Here is a 19,258-nt window from a genome sequence, read left to right on the forward strand (position 1 = left end):
GTGCGTCAGAAGTGGCGTTCGCGCCCGGCTAACAGGTCGCGCAGGTTATTGCGGTGGCGCCAGACGATCATCACGGTCAGTACGCTGATCGGCAGCAGGGCCGCTGGCTCGCGCCAGGCCAGCAGTGGCAGGGTCAGTGGTGTGGCGATCAGCGCGGCCAGCGAGCTGGTGCGGGTGAGGTAGAACGTCAGCAGCCAGGCGGCGATGGCCAGTAGTGCGGCGGGGAAATACAGGCCCATGAGCATGCCGGCCGCCGTGGCCACACCCTTGCCACCCTGGAAGCGGAAGTACACTGGGAACAGGTGGCCGAGCACCGCGCAGACGCCTACCCAGGCCTGCTCTTGCAGGTCGAGCCCGGCCAGGCGTGCCAGCATGACGGGCAGCAAGCCCTTGCACAGGTCGCCAAGCAGGGTCAGGATCGCCATTTTGCGGCCCGCCAGGCGTAGCATGTTGGTGGCGCCGGCATTGCCAGAGCCGCAGGAGCGCGGGTCCGGGCTGCCCGAGAGGCGGCTTAGGACGATGGCGAAGGACAGCGAGCCGAGCAGGTAGGCGAGCAGCGCCAGTAACCAAAACATGCTAACTATTCCGGGCGAGGACGCCCTGATTCTAACGGCGCCAGTCGCCCTTGTCGTGCTGTGGAGAGAAGTGCTTGGACAGAGTGTTCATCGAAGGCCTGGAAGTCGATACCGTCATCGGTGCCTATGACTGGGAACGGGATATTCGCCAGTGCCTGCGCCTGGACCTGAGTTTCGCCTGGGACAATCGCCCGGCAGCGGCTGGCGATGATCTGAACCTGGCGCTGGACTATGCCAGTGTTTCGGCGCGTATCCAGGCGTTTGCCGAGCAGGCGCGTTTCGAGCTGGTTGAGACGTTCGCCGAGCGGCTGGTCGCGGTCCTGATGGCAGAGTTCCACATCCCTTGGGTGCGGCTCAAGCTGACCAAGCCGGGCGCGGTGCCTGCGGCCCGTGGCGGTGTTGGTGTGGAGATCGAGCGCGGATGTCTCTGAGCACGGTTTACCTGGGCCTGGGCAGCAACATAGACCGCCATGCGCACCTGTGCGCCGGGCTCGATGCATTGGCGGCGATCCTCTGCGACCTGCGTTGTTCTCCGGCGTTTGAAAGCCAGCCTGTGGGGATCAAGAGCGGTCCATTCATCAACTTCGTGGTGACGGGCAAGACAGACCTAGGGTTGATGGAGCTGGACCGCCGGCTCAAGTTCATCGAGGCTGACAATGGCCGCTACGCGCCCGACCGCAAGGGCCTGCCGCTGGATATCGACGTGCTGATGTATGACGATTTACATGGCACCTTCGATGGGCTGGTATTGCCCAGGGCCGAGATTCTGAAGAACGCTTTCGTGCTATGGCCATTGGCGCTGCTGGCGCCCGAGCTGATACACCCGGGGGAGGGTAAAAGCATGGCCCGCTTGTGGCAGGACGCGAATATCGACCAGGTGCTGGCGCCGGTTGCCTTTGAATGGCGCGGGTTGCAGCTGACCAGCGCCTGAGCCCGGGTGCTTCGCGGCTCGTACTGACCCTACGCGGGTAAGTACGAGCCAGTGAGCGATCAGTTTACAGCTGTGGTCTTGTAGGCTTTCAGTGCCTCCAGGCGCTTGTGCCTCAGCGCCTCTCCCAATGCCTGCCCGGTCAGCCCTGCTTCTACCAGCGGCTTCGCTTCTACCGCCCTGGCTGCCGCTGCCGCGGCGCGCAGGTAATCCGCCTGTGGATAAGCCTCTGCCTTTGCGTGTGCAACCATCTGGCACACGGCAATGAAATCCTCGAAGCGCTGTGGCCGCCGATACACGTCGAACCTCTGAAGTAGCGCCAACATCGCTTCAGGGTCGAGCTCCAAGGCCTTGTGGCCGAGACCGGCGCATTCGCTCACCAGCATGGCCATCTCCTGGCATTCACGCGGCGCCTTGAAGCGTTGGTTCAGTGCCTTGATTGCAGTTGGGCTCAGGTCATGCAGCAGGCAGGCCCAGCGAATATGCAGTGGCTGATGGTGTTTGGCTGCTTGCGTCAAGGCAGCCAGCGAAGCCGCATCTGCCTCAAGCTCAGGCATCAGTTGTTCAAGGGCTGTGCAGTCGCGCAGCACGTTGATGAACACCTGTGGCTCGTCTTCCATCAGTGCGCGCTCGATCTCTTTCCAGCTGCGTTCAGCCGTCAGCGCCTGCAGTTCGCCAGAACTCGCGATCTGCTTCATCAGCTGCAGTGTTTCATCGGCGACCCTGAACCCCAACGGGGCATAGCGTGCGGCGAAGCGGGCAACACGCAGCACTCGCAAGGGGTCTTCGGCGAATGCCGGAGAGACGTGGCGTAAAATGCGCTGCTCAAGGTCGGCTTGGCCGTTAAAGGGGTCCAGCACCTGTCCCTGATCATCCTCGGCCATGGCGTTGATGGTGAGGTCACGCCGGATCAGGTCTTCCTCAAGGGTCACCTCGGGGCTGGCATGGAAGGTGAAACCGCCATAGCCGCGCCCGCTCTTGCGCTCGGTGCGCGCCAAGGCATATTCCTCGCCCGTCTTGGGGTGCAGGAAAACCGGGAAGTCAGCGCCTACTGGGCGAAAGCCCTTGGCGTGCATTTCTTCGACGCTGGTACCCACGACCAGCCAATCGATGTCACTGACGGGGAGCCCGAGCAGGCGGTCGCGCACGGCGCCGCCGACTTTGTAGATTTGCATGTGCAGCCTCCATTACTGCCCACAGGATAACCTGTCGGCAGCAAGGGTGGGGTGCAGGCTAGAGGTGGTGGATGACAGCCAGGTCCATTCGGCCATAGTCGCCGGCTTCGCCGTGCTCGCCACGCGGTGGCATGTGGTGGGTCTTGACCACCTGATCGCCTTGCACGGTTTCCAGGTGGATATCGAAGCCCCAGAGACGGTGCAGGTGCTTGAGCACCTCATCGGTGGAATCACCCAGCGGTTTGCGGTTGTGTTGCTGGTGGCGCAAGGTCAGGGACCGGTCGCCACGACGGTCGATGCTCCAGATCTGTACGTTGGGTTCGCGGTTGCCCAGGTTGTACTGGGCTGCGAGTTGCTCGCGTATGGCCCGGTAGCCGGCTTCGTCATGGATCGCCGGCACCAGCAGGTCGTCGCGCTGGTCGTCATCCAGGATGCTGAACAGCTTGAGGTCGCGGATCACCTTGGGAGACAGGTATTGCAGGATGAAACTCTCGTCCTTGAAGCTGCTCATGGCGAACTTGATGGTCGACAACCAGTCACTGCCGGCAATGTCGGGGAACCAGCGGCGATCTTCCTCGGTAGGGTTTTCGCACATGCGGCGGATGTCGGTGTACATGGCGAAGCCCAGGGCATAAGGGTTTATGCCGCTGTAGTAGGGGCTGTCGAAGCCGGGCTGGAACACCACGCTGGTGTGCGACTGAAGAAATTCCATGATGAAACCGTCGGTCACCAGGCCTTCGTCGTACAGGTCGTTCATCAGGGTGTAGTGCCAGAAGGTCGCCCAGCCTTCGTTCATGACCTGGGTCTGGCGTTGCGGGTAGAAGTACTGCGCGATCTTGCGCACGATACGCACCACTTCGCGCTGCCAGGGCTCGAGCAAGGGTGCGTGTTTTTCGATGAAATAAAGGATGTTTTCCTGGGGTTCGGCGGGGAAGCGTGCATCATCACGCTCGCCGCCTTTTTCCGCACCTTTGGGAATGGTGCGCCACAGGTCGTTGATCTGGCGTTGCAGATGCTCCTCGCGCTCCTTCTGGCGGCGCCGCTCCTCTTCGGCGGAGATCGGGTAGGGGCGTTTGTAGCGGTCCACGCCGTAGTTCATCAAGGCGTGGCAGGAGTCGATCAGGTCCTCGACAGCATCGATGCCGTGGCGCTCTTCGCATTGGGCGATGTACTGCTTGGCGAACACCAGGTAGTCGATGATCGAACTGGCATCGGTCCATGTGCGGAACAGGTAGTTGCCTTTGAAGAAGCTGTTATGGCCATAGCAGGCGTGGGCGATCACCAGTGCCTGCATGCACATGGTGTTTTCTTCCATCAGGTAGGCGATGCACGGGTCGGAGTTGATCACGATTTCGTATGCCAGGCCCATCTGGCCACGGCTGTAGGACTTCTCGGTGCTGAGAAACTGTTTACCGTAGGACCAGTGGTGATAGCCCAGCGGCATGCCGACGGATGCATACGCGTCCATCATCTGCTCGGCCGTGATCACTTCGATCTGATTGGGGTAGGTGTCCAGGGCATAACGTTCGGCCAGACGGCTGATTTCCCGATCGTAGGTCTGGATCAGCTCGAACGTCCACTCGGACCCGGTGGAAATGGGTTGGCGTCTCTGTGCTCTGGCGGTCATGTGGCTAACCTGCGCTGGAAGAGTTCACGGAAGACCGGGTAAATGTCACCGGCCGAAACCAACTGCTGCTGGGCGAACGTATCGGGGAACGCTTCGCCGATACGCTCGTATTCATACCACAGCGCCTGATGCTCGCGGGGGGTGATCTCCACGTAAGTGTAGTACTGCACATGCGGCATGATCTGTTTGGAGAGGATCTCACGGCAGATGGGCGAGTCGTCGTTCCAGTTGTCGCCGTCGGACGCCTGGGCGGCATAGATGTTCCAGTCGCTGGCCGGGTAACGTTCGGCCATGATCTCCTGCATCATCTTCAGTGCACTGGAAACGATGGTGCCGCCGGTCTCGCGGGAATAGAAGAACTCTTCTTCGTCCACTTCGCGGGCACTGGTGTGGTGGCGGATGAACACCACCTCGATGCGGTCATAGTTGCGCTTGAGGAACAGGTACAACAGGATGAAGAACCGCTTGGCGATGTCCTTGGTGGCCTGGGTCATCGAGCCGGACACGTCCATCAGGCAGAACATCACGGCCTTGGAGCTGGGGTTGGGCTGCTTGACCAGCAGGTTGTACTTGAGGTCGAAGGTGTCGAGGAACGGCAGGCGGTTGATGCGGGCTTTGAGCCGCTCGATCTCTTGCTCGACCTCCTGGATATCGGTGAAGTTGTCCGGCTCCTCGACCTTCAAACGGGCCAGTTCCTTCTGCGCCTCGCGAAGCAGTGCACGGCTGCTGCCGGTCAAGGCGATACGCCGTGCATGGGCCGAGCGCAGGGTGCGCACGATGTTGATGCGCGACGGGTTGCCCTCGTTGGCGATACCGGCGCGCACAGTCTTGAAGGTGTCGGCACCTGTCAGGTGACGTTTGACCAGGTTGGGCAGTTCGAGGTCTTCGAACATAAATTCGAGGAACTCTTCCTGGGTGATCTGGAATACGAAGTCATCCATGCCCTCGCCGGAGTTGCCTGCCTTGCCGCGGCCACCACCACCGCCCCCGCCCTGAGGCCGGGCGATATGTTCGCCAGCGGTGAATTCCTTGTTGCCCGGATGCACGATGGTCTGCTTGCCGCCGCGGCCATGGTGCAGCACCGGTTCGTCGATGTCGCGTCCCGGGATGCTGATCTGCTCGCCGTGTTCCATGTCCATGATGGAGCGACGGCTTACGGCCTCTTCGACGGCTTTCTTGATGTGTTCACGGTAACGCCGCAAGAAACGCTGGCGATTGACCGTGCTTTTGTTCTTGCCGTTCAGGCGTCGGTCGATAACGTAGCTCATGGTCCCTCCGGTGACTGGATGCAGCTGCAACTGCAAGCCACAAGCTTCAAGCCACAAGCTTCAAGAAAGAGCAGCCAGCGTGGCTGCAAGCTGTGGCGTCGGGGTTCAACCGAGCACCGGACAGCTTGCAGCGTGCCGCTGGCGGCTTGGAGCTTGCTGCAGGGGCAGCTTGCCGCTTTATTGCGATTTCCTGACCCGCAGGTACCATTCCGACAGCAGGCGCACCTGTTTGTCGGTGTAGCCACGCTCCACCATCCGCGTGACGAAGTCGTTGTGTTTCTGTTGATCTTCTTTGCTGGCCTTGGCGTTGAAACTGATGACCGGCAGCAGGTCTTCGGTGTTGGAGAACATTTTCTTCTCGATCACCACCCGCAGCTTCTCGTAGCTGAGCCAGCTAGGATTCTTGCCGTTGTTATTGGCACGGGCACGCAGTACGAAGTTGACGATTTCGTTGCGGAAATCCTTCGGATTGCTGATGCCGGCCGGTTTTTCGATCTTTTCCAGCTCTTCGTTCAGGGCAATGCGGTTGAGGATCTCGCCAGTTTCCGGGTCGCGGTATTCCTGATCCTGGATCCAGAAATCGGCGTACAGCACGTAGCGGTCGAAGATGTTCTGACCGTATTCGCTGTAGGACTCCAGGTAGGCGGTCTGGATTTCTTTGCCGATGAACTCGATGTAGCGGGGCGCCAGGTATTCCTTCAGGTAGCGCAGGTAGCGTTCGCGCACTTCAGCTGGGAACTGCTCCTGTTCGATCTGCTGTTCCAGCACATAGAGCAGGTGCACCGGGTTGGCCGCCACTTCGTGCGGGTCGAAGTTGAACACCTTGGAGAGGATCTTGAAGGCGAAACGGGTGGACAGGCCGTTCATGCCTTCATCGACACCCGCAGAATCGCGGTACTCCTGGATCGACTTGGCCTTGGGGTCGGTATCCTTGAGGTTTTCGCCATCGTAGACCCGCATCTTGGAGTAGATGTTGGAGTTCTCCGGCTCTTTGAGGCGTGAGAGTACGGTGAACTGAGCGAGCATCTTGAGCGTATCGGGTGCGCAATGGGCCTTGGCCAGCGAACTGTTGACCAGCAGCTTGTCGTAGATCTTGATTTCGTCGCTCACGCGCAGGCAGTACGGCACCTTGACGATGTAGATCCGGTCGATGAACGCTTCATTGTTCTTGTTGTTGCGGAAGGTATGCCACTCCGATTCGTTGGAGTGGGCCAGCAGGATCCCTGAATAAGGGATCGCGCCCAGGCCTTCGGTACTGTTGTAGTTGCCTTCCTGGGTGGCGGTCAGCAGCGGGTGCAGGACTTTGATGGGCGCCTTGAACATCTCGACGAATTCCATCAGGCCCTGGTTGGCCCGGCACAACGCACCCGAGTAGCTGTAGGCGTCGGCATCGTTCTGCGGGAATTCCTCGAGCTTGCGGATATCCACCTTGCCGACCAGCGCCGAGATGTCCTGGTTGTTTTCGTCGCCGGGTTCGGTCTTGGCGATCGCGATCTGGTTGAGTATCGAGGGGTAGAGCTTGACCACCCGGAACTTGCTGATATCGCCACCGAACTCCTGCAGGCGCTTGGTGGCCCATGGCGACATGATGGTGTTCAGGTAGCGCCGCGAGATGCCGTATTCTTCTTCGAGAATGGCGCCATCTTCAGTGGCGTTGAACAAGCCCAGCGGCGACTCGAAAACGGGCGAGTCCTTGATCGCGTAGAAAGGGACTTTTTCCATCAGCTGCTTGAGTTTTTCGGCCAGCGACGATTTACCGCCACCTACCGGGCCCAGCAGATAGAGGATCTGTTTCTTCTCTTCCAGGCCTTGAGCGGCGTGGCGGAAGTAGGAAACGATCTGGTCGATGCACTCTTCCATGCCGTGGAAGTCGGCAAAGGCCGGATACCGGCGAATCACCTTGTTGGAGAAGATTCGCGACAGTCTGGAGTTGCTTGAGGTGTCGATCAGTTCCGGCTCGCCGATGGCCAGCAACAGCCGTTCAGCCGCCGATGCGTAGGCACTGCGATCCTCTTTGCACAGCTCGAGGTACTCCTGCAGCGAGAGTTCTTCCTGGCGCGTAGACTCGAAACGTTGTTGGAAGTGGCTAAAAATACTCATGACGTCACCTCGCTCGATACGTGGAGACGACGCCGGATCAGTCAGCCGATGCTGGCATGCAACCGGGCTTGCCGATTGCTGTATACCCCCCAGAACACCCTGTAACGCTACCGATGACCCGCACGCCGGTGTACCGGCTCTCCCCTTTTTTGGATGGCCTGCGCTTAAGAATAGTTGGTTATCCGCAAGGTCAAGGGCAAGCGGCGCAGAAGTTGTCGGCGACCGTTCGTCAGGTGAGGCGCAAGCCCGCGTGGGGCGCGGGCTGGAGTGAAATTAAAAAATTATTCAGGGGTGCCTTGTGCGGTGTGGTCGGGGTAGGTGGCGCGCCACAGCTCGAAGCCGCCATCGATGCTGTAGACGTCGGAAAAACCTTGCCCGACCAGGTACGCGGCCGCGCTCTGGCTGGAGTTGCCGTGGTAGCAGACCACCAGGGTCGGGGCATCCAGGTCGGCATTGCGGATGAAGTCGGCAACCGAATGGTTGTCCAGGTGCCGGGCCCCGGCGATGTGGCCGGCGGCATAGGCCTGCGGGTCGCGAATGTCGACGACGACCGCACCTTGTGCGCGCAAGGCCAGGGCCTGCTCGGGAGGGATGCGTTTGAATTCGCTCATGGGTAAGGCTTTCCTTCAGGGCTGGTCGTTAAGTTTAGTCGGTTGTGCCGGCTGGCGCAGGTTGCCGTCGTCGGCGCAGTCGCAGCGCAGGTATTCACCGCTGTCGACATTGTAGAGGGTCATGGTGCCACCCCATACGCAGCCGGTATCGAGGGCAATGATGCCGGGCTCGTCGACACGCCCTTCGAGCGCGGCCCAGTGGCCAAAGATGATCTTCACATGCCGTGAGCGGCGGTCCTTGTGCGCGAACCAAGGCTTGTAACCCTTCGGTGCTGCGCCTAGCCCTTCCTTGCTCTTGAGGTCGAGTTTGCCTGTGGCCGTACAGAAGCGCATGCGCGTCAGGTAGTTGGTGATCACCCGAAGGCGCTCTACGCCGCTGAGGTTCTTGCTCCACTTGTTCGGTTCGTTGCCGTACATGCCATCGAGGTACAGCTTCATGCGCTCGTCGTCGCGCAGCACCTCTTCGACTTCGCCCGCCAGTTCCAGGGCTTTGCCCAGTGTCCATTGGGGGGGGATGCCGGCGTGCACCAAGGCAATGCCGCGCGGCTCGTCGTAGTGGAGCAGCTTCTGTTGGCGCAGCCAGTCGAGCAGTTGGTCGGCGTCGGGTGCTTCGATGATTTCGCGCAGGGTATCGCTTTTCTTCAGGCGTTCGACATTTTGCCATGCTGCCAGCAGGTGCAGGTCATGGTTGCCCAGCACGCAGGTCAGCGATTGGCGGATCGAGTAGAGGTAGCGCAGGGTCTGTAGCGATTCAGGCCCGCGGTTGACCAGGTCACCGACCAGCCACAGGCGATCGATGGCCGGGTCGAACTTGACGCGCTCCAGCAGGCACTTGAGGGGTTGAAGGCAGCCTTGCAGGTCACCGACGGCATAGGTAGCCATCAGTGCAGGGCCCCAGGTACCGCGAGGCGGAAGGGGGCGATATCGGCCTCGAAGCGTTTACCGTCCTCGGCGAACATCTGGTAGCTGCCCTGCATGGTGCCCACGCGGGTGCTGATCACTGCGCCGCTGCTGTAGGTGTGGCTCTGGCCGGGTTCGATGGTCGGTTGTTGGCCGATCACACCTGCGCCGCGGACTTCCTCCACTTCGCCATCACCGTTGGTGATGAGCCAGTGTCGAGACATGAGCTTGGCTTTGATCGAGCCATTGTTCTGCACGGTAATGGTGTAGGCGAACGCAAAGCGATCGCTTTCGGGGGCGGATTGGTCTTTCAGGTAGCGGGTCACGACGCTGACGTCGATCTGGTAACGGGGATCGGACATGCATGGGCCTTGAGCAAACAAGCGAATACGGCGATACATGCAGTCTAGGCCATTGGCAGGGGGGAGGGCCAGTGGTGTCGGGGAGGGAGAGGGCTTCAAAATCTTGCGGTGGGGCAGCGTCTTCGCAAGTTGACCGCGAAGACGCCGTGCTGCGTTGTCAGGCTTGCTGGTCTGCCAACTGGTCTGCCAGGCGCACGAATGCAGCCAGGTCCAACTGTTCAGGGCGCAGGCTGCCATCCACGCCAGCGGCCTCGATGGCCTGGCTGTCGAGCAGGCCTTTGAGGGTATTGCGCAGCGTCTTGCGGCGCTGGTTGAACGCTTCGCGCACGACGCGTTCCAGCAGCAGGTGGTCCTTGGCCGGGTGCGGGAGCACCTCGTGCGGTACCAGGCGGACGATGGCCGAGTCCACTTTAGGCGGCGGGTTGAACGCACCTGGGCCTACGTTGAACAGGTGCTCGACCCGGCAGTGGTACTGCACCATGATCGATAGCCGACCCCAGTCCCCGCCACCCGGGCCTGCGGCCATGCGCTCTACCACTTCCTTCTGCAGCATGAAGTGCATGTCGCGAATCAGCCCGGCATGGCTGAGCAGGTGGAAAATCAACGGGGTGGAGATGTTGTAGGGCAGGTTACCTACGACTTTGAGGCTGCGCTGCGGTACGCCCAGCTGGTTGAAATCGAACTTCAGGGCATCGCCCTGGTGCAGGCGGAAGTTGTCGCGCCCGGCAAACTTGTGCTGCAGAATCGGCACCAGGTCTTTGTCCAGCTCCACGACGTCCAGCTGTGCGCCGCTGCCCAGCAGGCCCTCGGTCAGGGCGCCCTGGCCCGGGCCGATCTCCAGCAGGTGTTCGCCGGCTTTGGCATTGATGGCGCGCAGGATGCGGTCGATGATGCCGGCGTCATGCAGGAAGTTCTGACCGAAGCGCTTGCGCGCCCGGTGTTGGTAATGCTCGTTCATGGTCGGTTCTCGGCCATCTGGTAGGCGGTTTCCAGGGCGACGCGCAGGCTGCCGGTGTCGACGTTGCCGGTACCGGCAAGGTCCAGGGCGGTGCCGTGATCGACCGACGTGCGGATGATCGGCAGGCCCAGGGTCACGTTGACTGCAGCGCCGAAACCTTTGTACTTGAGTACAGGCAGACCTTGGTCGTGGTACATCGCCAGCACCGCGTCGCAGTGCTCCAGATATTTGGGGGTAAACAGGGTATCGGCCGGCAGCGGGCCGCGCAGGTCCATGCCTTCGGCGCGCAGGCGGGCCAGTGCCGGTTCGATGATGTCGATTTCTTCGCGGCCCAGGTGGCCGCCTTCGCCGGCATGCGGGTTGAGCCCGCAGACCAGGATGCGTGGGTTGGCAATGCCGAACTTGTCGCGCATGTCGGCGTGCAGGATGCGGGTAACCCGCTCCAGGCGCTCAGGGGTGATGGCGTCCGCGATGTCGCGCAGTGGCAGGTGCGTGGTGACCAGCGCCACGCGCAGGCCACGGGTCGCCAGCATCATCACGACCTGGGCGGTGTGGGTCAGCTCTGCCAGGAATTCGGTATGGCCGGAAAAGGCGATGCCGCTTTCGTTGATCACGCCCTTGTGTACAGGGGCCGTGATCATTCCGGCGAAATGCCCTTCAAGGCAGCCTTGCCCGGCTCGTGTCAGAGTCTGCAGGACAAACGCCGCGTTGGCCTTGTCCAGCATGCCCGGTACCACGGGGGCGGCCAGGGGGGTGTCCCAGACGTAGAGGCTGCCCGCCGGGGCCGGCTGGTCAGGCCACTGGCCCGGCCCTACCGTCAGCAGGTTGACGGCCAGCCCCAGCCGCGTGGCCCGCTCGGCGAGCAGGTCACGGCTGGTGATGGCGATCAGGGGGTGAGGCTGGGGCTCGGCGGCGAGCAGCAGGCACAGGTCTGGGCCTATGCCGGCCGGTTCGCCGGGAGTGACGGCGAAGCGCAGGGGCTTCACTGTGCGGCCTGGTCAGCGCCAGGCAGCTTGATTTCAACGTAGGCTTCGTCGCGGATCTGGCGCAGCCAGGTCTGCAGCTCTTCATCGTACTTGCGGTTACGCAGTACGTTCATTGCCTGCTGCTCGCGTGCCTGTTCGGTGCTGTCGGTGGCACGACGGCCCAGCACTTCCAGGACATGCCAGCCGTACTGAGTCTTGAACGGTTTGGTCACGACACCCTGCTGGGCGTTGGCCATCTGCTCGCGGAACTCCGGTACCAGGCTGTTCGGGTCGACCCAGTTGAGGTCGCCGCCGTTGAGCGCTGAACCCGGGTCTTCCGAGAAGCTTTTCGCCAGCTCTGCGAAGTCTTCGCCGTTCTTGATGCGCTCGTACAGGCGCTCAGCCAGCTGCTCGGTGGCGGCTTCGCTGCGGATTTCGCTCGGTTTGATCAGGATGTGGCGTACATGCACTTCGTCACGCAGTACGTTTTCGCTGCCGCCGCGCTTCTCTTCGAGCTTGATGATGAGAAAGCCGCTAGGGATGCGCAGTGGCTGGGTGATGTCGCCAGTGGCCATGCCGCTGAGCAGCTTGGCAAATTCAGGTGGCAACTGGCCGGCTTTACGCCAGCCCATCTCGCCACCTTCAAGGGCGTTCTCGCTGCCTGAGTTGGCAATCGCCATCTGGCCGAAGTCCGCACCCTGGCGCAGCTGCTGGTACACGTCGCCGACCTTGCGCGCAGCCTTCTGGATGTCGTCCGAGTTGGCGCCTTCCGGGGTTGGTATGAGGATGTTGGCCAGGCGGTACTCTTCCGACATCTGCATCTTGCCCAGGTCCGAGGCGAGGAAGTTCTTCACTTCCTGTTCGGATACCTGGATGCGCTCGGCCACACGGCGTTGGCGCACGCGGCTGATGATCATCTCGCGTTTGACCTGCTCACGGGCGTCGTCGAACGACAGGCCGTCGCGGGCCAGCGCGGCGCGGAACTGGTCCAGCGACATGCCATTGCGCTGGGCAATGGTGCCGATGGCCTGGTTCAGTTCCTCGTCGGTGATGCGGATGCCCGAGCGTTCACCGATCTGCAACTGCAGGTTCTCAACGATCAGGCGCTCCAGTACCTGCTGTTGCAGGGCGCTGGTCGGCGGCACGCCGCCGCCGCGCTTGGCGATGGTTTGCTGAACCTCCTGGACGCGCTGGTCCAGCTGGCTTTGCATGACCACGTCGTTGTCGACGATGGCCACCACGCGATCCAGGGGTTGCACCGCGGCATGCACCGCGCCACTCAGCAATACAGCGCCCAGCAACACTGGGCGCAGACGATCAATAAGCTTGGTCTTCACGTGTACGGTAACCTTGAATGCCTTCGTCGAGGAACGATTCGACCTTGTTGCCTACCACACCACCGAGGCCTTTGAGCACGATCTGAAGGAAGATGCCGTGGTCGCCTTTCTCGTTCTGTGGGGTAGCCTGGCTGAAGTCGTCGTAGTCGATCCAGTAGCGGTTGATCAGACGCAGTTTCCAGCAGCAGTTGTCATACTCGAAACCGCCCATGGCTTCCAGGGTGCGGTTGCGGTTGTAGTCGTGCTGCCAGCGGGCGATCACGCTCCATTGCGGCACGATCGGCCAGATGACCGAGAAGTCGTGCTGCTGGATCTTGTAGTAATCCTTGATGTAGTTCTCGCTGCCCGGCGTGCCATAGTCGCCGCCGCCCACTTTCCAGGTACCGGTAGTGGAGTCGTAGGCGATGGTGTCGTTGCGGTAGCGATAGCCCAGGTTGACGACCTTGTTCGGGTTGTCTTCCGGCTGGTAGTGGAACATTGCGGCACCCGAGCGTGGGCTGCTGGTTTCCGGGTCCCAGTTGTAGTTGGCGTTGAAGCGCCAGTCGCGGTTGAAACGGTAGCCGTACAGCAAGGCGTAAGGCGACACGTCAGCCTGCGAGTCGGTGCGGGTGCGATAGTCGATGCCTGGCAGCTGGACCTTGCGATCCTTGAAGTAGTAAGCCTGGCCAACGCTGAGGAACTGGCGTTCGAAGCCGTTTTCCTCGATCCACCGCGTGGTCACGCCCAGCGACAGCTTGTTCTCGTCACCGATGCGATCGGTGCCGCTGAAGCGGTTTTCACGGAACAGGGAGTCGTAGCTGAACAGCGTTTCACCCGTGTCGAACAGCGGGATGTCCATCTGGTCCTTGTAAGGCACATAGAGATAGAACAGGCGCGGCTCGAGGGTCTGGCGATAGTTGGTACCGAACAGCGAGGTGTTGCGGTCGAAGTACAGGCCGCTGTCGACGCTGAAGATCGGGATGTCACGGTTCTGGCTGCTCGAGAAGTCCCCACGCAGGTCGCGCGTGGCTTGCGAGGCCCTGGCGAGGTCACCTTTACCTTCGCTGTCCAGGTCGAGGTCGTACTGGGTGTACATGTAAGTCAGCTTCGGCTTCACGTAGCCGTAGCTGGCTTCCATCGGCAGGCTGATGGCCGGCGCGAGGTTCAGGCGGTTACCGTTGGCCCGTGCAAGGCCGAAGATGTTCTCGTCAAGACGCTGGCCGTTGGCACCGGCCGTCGTGTCCAGTTGGCCATCTTCGTTGAACACAGGGCCGGTCTTCAGGTCGCGATCAAAGCGCACAGCTTCGGTCTTGTAGCTGAAGTCGAAGCCGCCCGGGTGATACGGCAGCATGCCGTTCAGGGTGATTTGAGGCAGCTTGTTGTACGGGGTGATCTTCGAGATGGTGGCCATCTCGTAGGCCTGCAGGTTCAGGCGAGCCTGGTAGCTGTCGCCACGATAGGTCAGTGCGCCTTGCTGGTTCAGCGCATCTTTGCTCTCGACGCCGATCTGGTCGGATTCCAGGTCCTGGAAGTAGAACGGGTCGCTGATGTCGGTGTAGTCCACCTCGGCCATCAGGCGCTCGTCCAGGCCACCTTTGTGCTGCCAGTTGACCATCCAGCGCTGATCTTCGTAATCAGTCTGCTCTTTGCGGTCGTCGTTCTTGTCGTTCAGGTACGCGCCGCCGACCTGGCCTTCGCTGGACTTGGTCAGGTAGCGGAATTCGCCTTCCATCAGCAAGCCACGCTTGGTCATGTAGCGCGGGTACAACGTGGCGTCGTAGTTGGGCGCCAGGTTGAAGTAGTACGGCGTGACCAGCATGAAGCCGGTGTCGCTGGTGCTGCTGAACGACGGTGGCAGGAAGCCGGATTGGCGACGGTCGTCGATCGGGAAGTAGATGTACGGTGTGTAGAACACCGGGAAATCTTTGACCCGCAGGGTGACGTTGGTCGCGGTACCGAAGCCGGTGGCCGGGTTCAGGGTGATGTTGTTGCCCTTGAGCTGCCAGGCGTTGCTGCCTGGTTCACACGTGGTGTAGGTACCATCCTTGAGGCGGATGATCGCGTTCTCGCTACGCTTGGCGTACAGGGCGTTGCCGCGGATGTGCGACTTGTGCATCACGTATTCGGCGTTGTCGACCTGGGCTTCGCCCGTGTCGAGCTGGATCTGTGCCTCGTCGCCCACGACCAGCGAGCCGTTGTCGCGAATCCTGACGTTGCCCTTGAGCTCGCCACGGTTCTCGGCCTGGTAGAGGTTGGCCTCATCGGCTTCGGCCTGCATGCTGCCTTGGCGCATGACCACGTCACCGGCAAGGGTAGCGATCTGCTGCTCCTGCTGGTACTTGGAGACCTTGGCGTTGATGTAGGTCGGCGATTCGTCCTTGGGCGTGGTGTCGGCCATGCCAGGGCGAGTCGGCTCGATGTACGCGCCACCGCAGTACGGACCGGTTTCGGCCAGCTGGGCAGCGGTGAGCTTTTCGCGCGGGACCCAATCGAGATGGCTGTAATCCTCGCTGCGCGACTTCAGGCCACGGCCTTTGCTCTCGGTGACCAGCACCGGCTTGTCAGCACTTTCGGCCTCGGCCGATGGGGCCTCGGTGCCGGAAGTGAGCGCAGCGCCGTCATGCACCGGGCGCGGTGGCAAGTTGTTGACTGGGCTCTTGGGCTTGCAGTCCCAACCACCGGAGGCGGACACTTGGCAGTCGAACTGCTCGGCTGCGACCACGTACGAGGTGGCAAAAGGTTGCAGGGCCAGCAGACCGCCGGTGACCAGCAACGGAAACTTTCTACGAAACGCGGGGGATTTCAATGCCATCTTATTAGTCCGGGCTTCCTGCGTGCCATCTGCCCGCGTGTGGGGCCGCACGCCTCTCGATGGTCTGAAAAAGATGCTGGATAATAAAGCATGACCCGCTTGACGGCTAGGGCCGTCGGAGACCCTTGTAATGCCTGAACACGATGTACGCCTGCAACAGCTGACTGTCTGGCTCGCCGAGCAGCTCAATGTGCTTTTCCGCAACAACGCTTGGGGCGAGGTGCCCGAGGGCAGCCTGACCCCCGCCAGCAGCGATGCGAGCTTCCGCCGTTACTTCCGCTGGCAGGGCGCCGGCCACAGTTTTGTGGTCATGGATGCGCCGCCACCCCAGGAAAACTGTAGGCCGTTCGTTGCCATCGACCACTTGCTGGCGAGCGCGGGCGTGCACGTACCGGTGATTCATGCCGAAGATCTGGACCGTGGTTTCCTGTTGTTGGGGGATCTGGGCCATCAGACATACCTCGACATCATTGAACCGGATAACGCCGATGCGTTGTTTGCCGACGCCATCGACGCCCTGCTGGCGTTCCAGCGCCTGCCGATGGACGCGCCGTTGCCCAGCTATGACGACGCCTTGCTGCGCCGCGAGGTCGAGTTGTTCCCCGAGTGGTATGTCGGGCGTGAGCTCGGCCTGACCTTCAACGAGGCGCAGCAGGCCAGTTGGCAGCGCATCAGCCAGTTGCTGATCGACAGCGCCCTTGCTCAGCCGAAGGTGTTGGTGCACCGCGATTACATGCCACGCAACCTGATGCAGAGCGAGCCTAACCCCGGCGTGCTCGACTTCCAGGACGCGGTGTACGGCCCGGTGACCTATGACATAACCTGCCTGTTCAAGGACGCCTTCCTCAGTTGGCCCCAAGCGCGAGTCGAAGGCTGGTTGCGCAACTACTGGGACAAAGCGCAGGCCGCCGCAATCCCGGTTCAGCCGTCGTTCGAAGATTTCCAGCGCGCCAGCGACCTGATGGGTGTACAGCGCCATCTGAAGGTGATCGGCATCTTCGCGCGTATTTGCCACCGTGACGGCAAGCCGCGCTACCTGACTGATGTGCCGCGGTTCTTCGCCTATATAGACGAAGTGATCGGCCGGCGCCCTGAACTGGCCGAACTCGGCCAGCTGATCGCCGAACTCAAGGCCGGAGTGCGCGCATGAAAGCGATGATCCTCGCCGCTGGCAAGGGTGAGCGCATGCGCCCGCTGACCCTGCACACGCCAAAGCCGTTGCTGCCCGTGGCCGGCCAGCCGTTGATCGAGTACCACCTGCGTGCGCTGGCGACAGCCGGGTTCACCGAAGTGGTGATCAACCATGCCTGGCTTGGCCAGCAGATAGAGGATCACCTTGGCGATGGCAGCCGCTTCGGCCTGAGCATTCGCTATTCCCCTGAAGGCGAGCCGCTGGAGACGGGCGGCGGGATATTCCAGGCATTGCCTTTGCTGGGCAACGAGCCGTTCCTGTTGGTCAACGGTGATGTCTGGACCGATTACCCGTTCGCGCACTTGCGGGCACCGCTGCAGGGCCTGGCGCACCTGGTGCTGGTCGATAACCCTGGCCATCACGGGCGGGGTGACTTCCGTCTGCAAGGTGGGCAGGTGGTGGACGGTGACGATGCCCCTGGCACCCTGACCTTCAGCGGCCTCTCAGTGCTGCATCCAGCCTTGTTCGCAGGTTGCCAGGCGGGAGCCTTCAAGCTGGCCCCGCTGCTGCGCCAGGCCATGGCGGCAGGCAAGGTGACCGGTGAGCACTACCGTGGCGACTGGGTCGATGTCGGCACCCAGGAGCGCCTGGCCGAGGCCGAGCGCCTTATACGCGAGCGTGCCTGAGATGTGGTGGCCAGGCACGGTGATCGGGCTAGGCGCGGGTTTCGCTGTCGCCAGCATCCCAGGCGCGCTGCTGGGGGCATTGCTTGGCCAGGCCATGGATCGGCGCTTGCGCGTGCAAGGCTGGGACGACATGCGCGAACGCTTGGGAGGCCGCCCGGCCCTGCGCGATGAGGAGTTGTTGTTCGTCCTGTTGGGGCGGCTGGCCAAAAGCGATGGGCGAGTGGCCGAACAGCATATTCAGCAGGCGCGCCAGGAGATGGTCCGGCTGAACCTGGCCGAGGCCGCGAGGATGCGGGCCATTGCCGCCTTCAACCGCGGTAAGGCGGGCAAGGACCGCTTGGCTCACCCTCTACGCCGCATTCGCCTGCAGCCACACGCGGCCGAGGGCACGTTGCGGGCGTGCTGGCGTATGGCCTGGGCTGACGGCAAGGCCGGGGCCCATGAGCGGGAACTGCTGCTGGACTGGGGGCAGAAACTGGGGCTTAGCCGGCGGCAGGTGCAGGCCATGTCGCTGGAATATGAGCCACGCAAAGTGAGCACGGCCAGTGGCACCATGACCTATGCGGCTGCGCTGCGCGTGCTGGGGGTAGATGCCGACACGGAAGGTGACCGGGTCAAGCACGCCTATCGCCGGCTGGTCAGCCGGCACCATCCGGACAAGCTGGCCGGGAGCGGGGCCAGTGAAGCGCAGGTCAGGGAGGCGACCGAACGCACGCGTGAGCTGCACCAGGCTTATGCGCTGATCCGCAAACGGCGCGGGCTCTAAGGCTTCTGTCACCGGCAGGCCGCTCTATCCTGGTGCCAGGCAGCCTGCCGGTGCAACGGCCAAAGCCGGCCCGTCACTTCATTCCTGCGGGCTCATCCAGCCCCTGGCCCGGCGGAACAACTGCTCCTGTTCCGCGCCCTTGTTCCCTGGCATCGCAATCAGTGACAGCTGTTTGTACTGGCTGTCCTTCTGACGCTTGCTGGCCTGCAGGCGTTGCATGGCGGCATTGCGGTCGCCGGTGCGGGTTGCATAGTAGATATCGGCAGTCGGCACTTTGAGCGTCGGTGCCAGGCTTTCCAGGTCGTGCTCTACCCGTGCCGGGGTCTGTGCGGCGATCATCACCAGCTTCTGAACCTGCGGTGGTTGTTTCTCGCTCAGGTAGCGTGCTGCCCAGTAGGCGCCGCTGCCATGGCCGATCAGCACGATGCTGCGGGAGTTATGTTGTTGAGCATACGCCACCGCGGCATCCAGCCGCGCGAAGATGCGTTCGGCGTCAGCTTGATCGTTCTGTTCGCTGGCCTGTTCGGCATCGGTGCTTTCTGCCGTGTCGGCATCCGCCGCGGTAGCCTGGGCTACATTGGCGTTGGCATCGGCGGGGGTTTGCTTGGCCGGTGCGCTCTCGCCCTGGTCTGGCTGCGGTGCGGCAGCTGGCGTGGTCTCCACCCGTGCTTGTGGGCTATCGGCGAGCAGGTCGGGCAGGCTCACGCTCAGGCTGTTCCAGCCGGCGTCAGGGAACTTGCGCCGCAACGGGCCGACCGCATTGGGCCAGTCGGCGGTTTCCCCGGCACCAGGGACGATGATCACCGTGCCTTGCGGATCGCTGTCGTTGGCTGGTTTCCACAAGGCCAGAAAGTGGTCGGAGCCGGCTTCCAGGGTTTGCTGCTCGTCTTTGGGCAACAGGCGTTCAAGGGCCTGCGCATCTTCCTGGCTACGCTCCAGCAGCGGTGGGCGCGGCGCAGGTACGGCGGCAGCCTCTGTGGTAGCTGGTTGTTCGGCGTCGGCGGCCAGGGCGCCAAGTGGTAGGAGCGAGGCGAGGCAGCACATTGCCAGCGTCGTGCGATAAAGTGTGAACATGAA

At 62.0% G+C, this 19,258-nt stretch carries 18 protein-coding genes; 5 read left to right on the forward strand and 13 right to left on the reverse strand.

From position 1 onward, the window contains the following. Window positions 1–5 precede the first annotated feature (5 nt). Window positions 6–575 (reverse strand): glycerol-3-phosphate 1-O-acyltransferase PlsY, encoded by a 570-nt coding sequence (gene plsY, locus ACIPZC_RS18940; protein ID WP_267819226.1) that lies wholly within the window; start codon window positions 573–575, stop codon window positions 6–8. A gap of 74 nt (window positions 576–649) precedes the next feature. Here plsY and folB point away from each other — a divergent pair, with 74 nt between their 5' ends. Further along, window positions 650–1,006: a dihydroneopterin aldolase gene (gene folB, locus ACIPZC_RS18945; RefSeq protein WP_241807061.1), complete on the forward strand. Its 357-nt coding sequence runs from the start codon at window positions 650–652 to the stop codon at window positions 1,004–1,006. After that, window positions 997–1,506, forward strand: coding sequence for a 2-amino-4-hydroxy-6-hydroxymethyldihydropteridine diphosphokinase (gene folK / locus ACIPZC_RS18950; protein WP_400628767.1), 510 nt, complete (start codon window positions 997–999; stop codon window positions 1,504–1,506). The genes folB and folK overlap by 10 nt, the downstream gene beginning before the upstream one ends. A gap of 59 nt (window positions 1,507–1,565) precedes the next feature. On the opposite strand, the gene ACIPZC_RS18955 is transcribed toward folK, so the two are convergent. The 11 genes from ACIPZC_RS18955 to ACIPZC_RS19005 form a co-directional block, all read right to left on the reverse strand. Beyond that, a complete protein-coding gene (locus tag ACIPZC_RS18955) occupies window positions 1,566–2,678 on the reverse strand; it encodes a multifunctional CCA addition/repair protein (protein ID WP_400628769.1) in 1,113 nt (370 codons plus the stop codon). A 58-nt stretch (window positions 2,679–2,736) separates the two neighbouring features. Further along, window positions 2,737–4,305 carry a SpoVR family protein gene (locus ACIPZC_RS18960; protein WP_241807064.1) on the reverse strand — a complete coding sequence of 523 codons (1,569 nt, stop codon included), beginning with the start codon at window positions 4,303–4,305 and terminating at the stop codon, window positions 2,737–2,739. Beyond that, window positions 4,302–5,573: a YeaH/YhbH family protein gene (locus tag ACIPZC_RS18965; protein WP_012316567.1), complete on the reverse strand. Its 1,272-nt coding sequence runs from the start codon at window positions 5,571–5,573 to the stop codon at window positions 4,302–4,304. The genes ACIPZC_RS18960 and ACIPZC_RS18965 overlap by 4 nt, the downstream gene beginning before the upstream one ends. A gap of 177 nt (window positions 5,574–5,750) precedes the next feature. Further along, on the reverse strand, window positions 5,751–7,673 hold the full coding sequence (locus ACIPZC_RS18970; RefSeq protein WP_012316566.1) for a PrkA family serine protein kinase: 1,923 nt from the start codon (window positions 7,671–7,673) through the stop codon (window positions 5,751–5,753). Between the two features lie 281 nt (window positions 7,674–7,954). Then, window positions 7,955–8,284 (reverse strand): thiosulfate sulfurtransferase GlpE, encoded by a 330-nt coding sequence (gene glpE / locus ACIPZC_RS18975; protein ID WP_241807065.1) that lies wholly within the window; start codon window positions 8,282–8,284, stop codon window positions 7,955–7,957. A 15-nt stretch (window positions 8,285–8,299) separates the two neighbouring features. Continuing rightward, on the reverse strand, window positions 8,300–9,166 hold the full coding sequence (locus ACIPZC_RS18980; protein WP_400628772.1) for a symmetrical bis(5'-nucleosyl)-tetraphosphatase: 867 nt from the start codon (window positions 9,164–9,166) through the stop codon (window positions 8,300–8,302). Continuing rightward, on the reverse strand, window positions 9,166–9,546 hold the full coding sequence (gene apaG / locus ACIPZC_RS18985; protein WP_400628774.1) for a Co2+/Mg2+ efflux protein ApaG: 381 nt from the start codon (window positions 9,544–9,546) through the stop codon (window positions 9,166–9,168). Before apaG ends, ACIPZC_RS18980 begins: the two co-directional genes overlap by 1 nt. A 157-nt stretch (window positions 9,547–9,703) precedes the next feature. Then, window positions 9,704–10,504 carry a 16S rRNA (adenine(1518)-N(6)/adenine(1519)-N(6))-dimethyltransferase RsmA gene (rsmA, locus tag ACIPZC_RS18990; protein WP_241807067.1) on the reverse strand — a complete coding sequence of 267 codons (801 nt, stop codon included), beginning with the start codon at window positions 10,502–10,504 and terminating at the stop codon, window positions 9,704–9,706. Beyond that, on the reverse strand, window positions 10,501–11,490 hold the full coding sequence (gene pdxA, locus ACIPZC_RS18995; protein ID WP_400628776.1) for a 4-hydroxythreonine-4-phosphate dehydrogenase PdxA: 990 nt from the start codon (window positions 11,488–11,490) through the stop codon (window positions 10,501–10,503). Before pdxA ends, rsmA begins: the two co-directional genes overlap by 4 nt. Beyond that, on the reverse strand, window positions 11,487–12,806 hold the full coding sequence (surA, locus tag ACIPZC_RS19000; protein ID WP_400628778.1) for a peptidylprolyl isomerase SurA: 1,320 nt from the start codon (window positions 12,804–12,806) through the stop codon (window positions 11,487–11,489). Before surA ends, pdxA begins: the two co-directional genes overlap by 4 nt. Continuing rightward, complete coding sequence (locus ACIPZC_RS19005; RefSeq protein WP_400628780.1) at window positions 12,787–15,597, reverse strand: LPS-assembly protein LptD; 2,811 nt, start codon at window positions 15,595–15,597, stop codon at window positions 12,787–12,789. Before ACIPZC_RS19005 ends, surA begins: the two co-directional genes overlap by 20 nt. Window positions 15,598–15,727: 130 nt before the next feature. Here ACIPZC_RS19005 and ACIPZC_RS19010 point away from each other — a divergent pair, with 130 nt between their 5' ends. The 3 genes from ACIPZC_RS19010 to ACIPZC_RS19020 are packed head-to-tail and all read left to right on the forward strand — an operon-like array spanning window position 15,728 to window position 18,181. Next, on the forward strand, window positions 15,728–16,747 hold the full coding sequence (locus ACIPZC_RS19010) for an aminoglycoside phosphotransferase family protein (RefSeq protein ID WP_400628782.1): 1,020 nt from the start codon (window positions 15,728–15,730) through the stop codon (window positions 16,745–16,747). After that, window positions 16,744–17,415, forward strand: coding sequence for an N-acetylmuramate alpha-1-phosphate uridylyltransferase MurU (gene murU / locus ACIPZC_RS19015; RefSeq protein WP_400628784.1), 672 nt, complete (start codon window positions 16,744–16,746; stop codon window positions 17,413–17,415). The genes ACIPZC_RS19010 and murU overlap by 4 nt, the downstream gene beginning before the upstream one ends. Window position 17,416: 1 nt before the next feature. Further along, entirely contained in the window at window positions 17,417–18,181 is a 765-nt protein-coding gene (locus ACIPZC_RS19020) for a TerB family tellurite resistance protein (protein WP_400628786.1), read from the forward strand. A gap of 78 nt (window positions 18,182–18,259) precedes the next feature. Here the strand turns inward: ACIPZC_RS19020 and ACIPZC_RS19025 are convergent, their stop codons facing one another. After that, complete coding sequence (locus ACIPZC_RS19025; RefSeq protein WP_400628788.1) at window positions 18,260–19,255, reverse strand: alpha/beta hydrolase family protein; 996 nt, start codon at window positions 19,253–19,255, stop codon at window positions 18,260–18,262. Window positions 19,256–19,258 lie beyond the last annotated feature (3 nt).

The sequence above is a fragment of the Pseudomonas sp. NPDC089743 genome, assembly GCF_044748785.1.
In the GTDB taxonomy this organism is placed as follows: domain Bacteria; phylum Pseudomonadota; class Gammaproteobacteria; order Pseudomonadales; family Pseudomonadaceae; genus Aquipseudomonas; species Aquipseudomonas putida_X.

Excerpts from the sequence above, each read along its gene's own strand:
- ACIPZC_RS18980 (WP_400628772.1), bottom strand. The coding sequence starts at position 9,166 with ATGGCTACCTATGCCGTCGGTGACCTGCAAGGCTGCCTTCAACCCCTC.
- ACIPZC_RS19005 (WP_400628780.1), bottom strand. The coding sequence starts at position 15,597 with ATGGCATTGAAATCCCCCGCGTTTCGTAGAAAGTTTCCGTTGCTGGTC.
- ACIPZC_RS18955 (WP_400628769.1), bottom strand. The coding sequence starts at position 2,678 with ATGCAAATCTACAAAGTCGGCGGCGCCGTGCGCGACCGCCTGCTCGGG.
- rsmA (WP_241807067.1), bottom strand. The coding sequence starts at position 10,504 with ATGAACGAGCATTACCAACACCGGGCGCGCAAGCGCTTCGGTCAGAAC.
- plsY (WP_267819226.1), bottom strand. The coding sequence starts at position 575 with ATGTTTTGGTTACTGGCGCTGCTCGCCTACCTGCTCGGCTCGCTGTCC.
- ACIPZC_RS19025 (WP_400628788.1), bottom strand. The coding sequence starts at position 19,255 with ATGTTCACACTTTATCGCACGACGCTGGCAATGTGCTGCCTCGCCTCG.
- ACIPZC_RS18960 (WP_241807064.1), bottom strand. The coding sequence starts at position 4,305 with ATGACCGCCAGAGCACAGAGACGCCAACCCATTTCCACCGGGTCCGAG.
- apaG (WP_400628774.1), bottom strand. The coding sequence starts at position 9,546 with ATGTCCGATCCCCGTTACCAGATCGACGTCAGCGTCGTGACCCGCTAC.
- ACIPZC_RS19010 (WP_400628782.1), top strand. The coding sequence starts at position 15,728 with ATGCCTGAACACGATGTACGCCTGCAACAGCTGACTGTCTGGCTCGCC.
- murU (WP_400628784.1), top strand. The coding sequence starts at position 16,744 with ATGAAAGCGATGATCCTCGCCGCTGGCAAGGGTGAGCGCATGCGCCCG.
- ACIPZC_RS19020 (WP_400628786.1), top strand. The coding sequence starts at position 17,417 with ATGTGGTGGCCAGGCACGGTGATCGGGCTAGGCGCGGGTTTCGCTGTC.
- ACIPZC_RS18965 (WP_012316567.1), bottom strand. The coding sequence starts at position 5,573 with ATGAGCTACGTTATCGACCGACGCCTGAACGGCAAGAACAAAAGCACG.
- folK (WP_400628767.1), top strand. The coding sequence starts at position 997 with ATGTCTCTGAGCACGGTTTACCTGGGCCTGGGCAGCAACATAGACCGC.
- ACIPZC_RS18970 (WP_012316566.1), bottom strand. The coding sequence starts at position 7,673 with ATGAGTATTTTTAGCCACTTCCAACAACGTTTCGAGTCTACGCGCCAG.
- glpE (WP_241807065.1), bottom strand. The coding sequence starts at position 8,284 with ATGAGCGAATTCAAACGCATCCCTCCCGAGCAGGCCCTGGCCTTGCGC.